This window comes from Alteromonas sp. BZK5 (genome assembly GCF_014349115.1).
Classification (GTDB): Bacteria; Pseudomonadota; Gammaproteobacteria; order Enterobacterales; family Alteromonadaceae; genus Alteromonas; species Alteromonas macleodii.
Genome location: NZ_JACSOE010000184.1, coordinates 1 through 3306 on the forward strand (window position 1 = coordinate 1; position 3306 = coordinate 3306).

Annotated in this window: 2 protein-coding genes; both read right to left on the minus strand. The window is 39.3% G+C overall.

From position 1 onward, the window contains the following. On the minus strand, window positions 1-1732 hold a 1732-nt coding region (locus BIZ39_RS20980; RefSeq protein ID WP_187447990.1), incomplete at its 3' end, for a hypothetical protein. A 78-nt stretch (window positions 1733-1810) separates the two neighbouring features. Beyond that, the gene (locus tag BIZ39_RS20985) at window positions 1811-2827 is read right to left on the minus strand and encodes a DUF3150 domain-containing protein (RefSeq protein ID WP_187447991.1); all 1017 of its coding nucleotides are present in this window, start codon (window positions 2825-2827) and stop codon (window positions 1811-1813) included. Window positions 2828-3306: the final 479 nt, after the last annotated feature.

The following is a 3306-nucleotide window of genomic DNA, read 5'->3' on the forward strand; positions in this document are numbered from 1 at the left end:
CATCAATGCCATAGGTTGGGCATTTAATACCAATACCTTTGACACCAATACCTGCAATTTGCGCGTCAGACACGGCTAATCGCAAGCTATCTACACAGTCAGGTTGACCATCAGTGATAACAATAACCAGTTTTTTATCAAACCGGTGAGCACACAAGCTAGCAACAGAGCCTCTAACCAATGGCGCAGTAGGAGTACATCCGCTAGGTTTAACTGCAAATTGATTAAGGTCTATTGGACAAGCAAAGCGTTTTGTTAGCAACGATTTATTGTCTACCATATGACGTACTTCACACTCCACATTAGGGAGGCTATCAAGAGCAGATGCCATAGCATAAGCGGATTGATTAGCTACACGAAATGGGGGAACGTCTTTTAAGTCATCGACATTTTCCATACTCCAAGAAGCGTCGACTATGATACTGACTGCTGCAGAGGGGGCTTTTGCACGTTTTTCATTTCTGAAAATGCATGCAGTATTAGGGTTAGTCACTAAGTCTAATACTCGTTGACCATCTAACACACCACCATCACGCACGTAGTTACGGCGAACACGAGCTTGATCTATTAAAGCACGCTTCATAATCAATTTAATCTGATTAATTTGGCCCTTCACTGAATCAAACTCATGCTGTCTATCATACCCACTGGGAGAGTGATCAATATTACCAATTAAATTAGCTGAATATTCTAGGTTTTCCCGGTATTCATCTGGGTTATCCGTAGCGAATTGATCAGATAATTCATTGATTTTTTGACGAACTGCTTCGTGTACATCTTGCATACATTCGCTGTCATCAATATTTTCATCCTCAAATGGGTTATTTTCGAATTGATTAATAGTTGGTTTTGAATCGCTAGATGCTTTATCAGACGAATCAGCGCTACTCGAATCATCACCATCCTCAAAAAGTTCATCAACGTCATCATTTGCTGAAGTCTCTTGAGGTGTATCTGAGTTACTATCTTCAGTACTGGTTTGTGAATCACTTGACTCCTCATCAGATTGTTCATCCGATGCGCCATCAGAATTATCCCCAGCACTTTCAGTATTCTCATTATTTTGTCCTGGACCACCTTCATCAGAATCAGGCTTTTCAGGTTCAATTTGTTGTAAGAAGTCTCGCAACTTTTGAGTGATTTTAAGGCTATCGTATGTGTCTTTTGCATTAGGTATTTCATCAATTATCGATTCAACCTCCAACGCGTTAGTTTCACCTAGCATGTCAAACAATTGTTGTCGCACTTTCAACATGTTTGGCCGGATAACTACATTACCGGTAAACAAAGTGAACCCACGATACACAATGTAATCATTTACGAGACTAAACGGTGAGGTATATTGATTCACTGTTTTGCCTGCAAATAAATCTTTGTTCACATAGTGCAAGTACTTCTTTGCACCTTTAAAATCACGTTGTACAAGACCTTCCATACGAACGTCTTCAACTGCGTTATAAACACGAAACCAACTGCCATTGAGGTTTCCAGTAGCATCGAAATCGGTATGCTTTACGTGACCACCTTCATGAAATGCCAAACCTATCGCCATATTCACAAAATGATCATCTGAAAAGTCACCAACACGAATGCTAATAGTTTTTCCATCAGTTGAAGCTAGGCCACTTGTCGTAAATCTCACTTTGACAGAGGCAAGCTGACCAACTAATAACGCAATGTTATCGAGACGTTTTCTAGTACGTTTTAATTGAAGTGTATTTGAAACACCCATGGTAATCTCCAAAGTAGTTAATATGGGAGATAAACCAATCCTTAAGGGAAATAGTTATATCTCCCAAAGTAGGGGTAATTAATCGAAATCGAACTCGTCGGCCGTTGCGAACATATCGTCCATAACAGGTTCGACATCGAGTTGTGGGGTAATAATATTAGTAGGGGCAGGTTCAATAGTAATTTCAGCTTCACTATCATCGAACCAATTATCATCTAAGTCAATGTCAGGTAATTTCCGAGAATCATTAGCACATTCGCGCAACGTTTCCTCATCTTTAAGTAACATGATTAGATTCAACAGCATTGAAAAACCGTGACCCTCAATAATGTTGTTTTTCTCACCAGTTGGTGCAGGAATGGCACTTTGAACATCGCGTATATATCCAGCAATATTCCCAAGCCCTTCTTGACCTAAAGCGATTTGTTTAACCTTGTCGCTTAATTTGGTGAGTTTGTGTAGCGGTGTAGTCGTAACAAAACTGACTAACTTTCCGTCTTTAACGAAAAATTCCTTATAGATTTGATTAACAGTTCGTTTTATATCCGATAGAGATGCCGAAGCAATTTCGTCAACTAAACGAGCGTTATCATCCTCTGTAAGGCCTTGCATCATCAAAACAGGCAGCATGCCAATACTGTTTCTACCAAACCATTCAGACTTTGTATAAGACAAAGCGTTTGCCACTCGATACAGGTCAATGTGTAAAGATTGTAGGTGTGTATTGAGAAGGTTGTCATAATCGTTGTAATAACTCATCAACAGATCATTAAACTCCTCAATTATCACGTTACATCTCTCAATGACGTCGTCTACAGCCGAGCGCTTAACAAGAAAACCCTCATTACCCAACTGCAAACAATTAGCTTGCAAAAAAGTACGTAGTTTTTCACGTTTAGCACGAAGTTTACCGCCGACTGATTTTGGAAACACATGTACTTTAATACTGTCAGTACCTTCTTTGATGAGCGTACCTTGCAGCTCAACAGAAAGTTCATCCGATGTACGAGTGTTTTCACAGATAGCACAGTCAAAGCGCAACATCGCAAATTGACCAGTAATATCTGATGGGGTAATTGATTTAACAGAAGCCATAATTTATCTCCAAATATAAAAAAGGGAGACAAATACAACTTCCCGTAGGGAGCAGTAAAATGTCTCCCAATGGGGTAGGTATTTGTAAGTCTGACGTTAAAAGTTAGCGCCAGTTAGTTTTGGTCAAAATACCCTTTAAAGTAGCATCCAACAGCAAGAATCACGCAAGCTGTGAGAAACGCAAAAGGTATCATTAAACCAGATTGTAAAACTGTATCTAGAAAACTCATAATATTCTCTTTGTACACTATGTAACCAGTATAACAGCATGTATGTTTTATGTCACTTTGTGACTACACGCTAAGGTTACGGTGGTCCTTTAAGAACTATTACGATTTCCCAGACATATAAGACCAAGATCAGCAATTTCAAACTTAACACCTGGAACGCAAACACTAATGGGTCAGATTCAGGCGTTTGTATCATTTGAAAAATTAAGGTTAGTACCATGCCAATCACAAGATCATGAACAGCCTTTA

Coding starts and splice junctions, on each gene's coding strand:
- BIZ39_RS20985 (WP_187447991.1), bottom strand. CDS start 2,827: ATGGCTTCTGTTAAATCAATTACCCCATCAGATATTACTGGTCAATTT.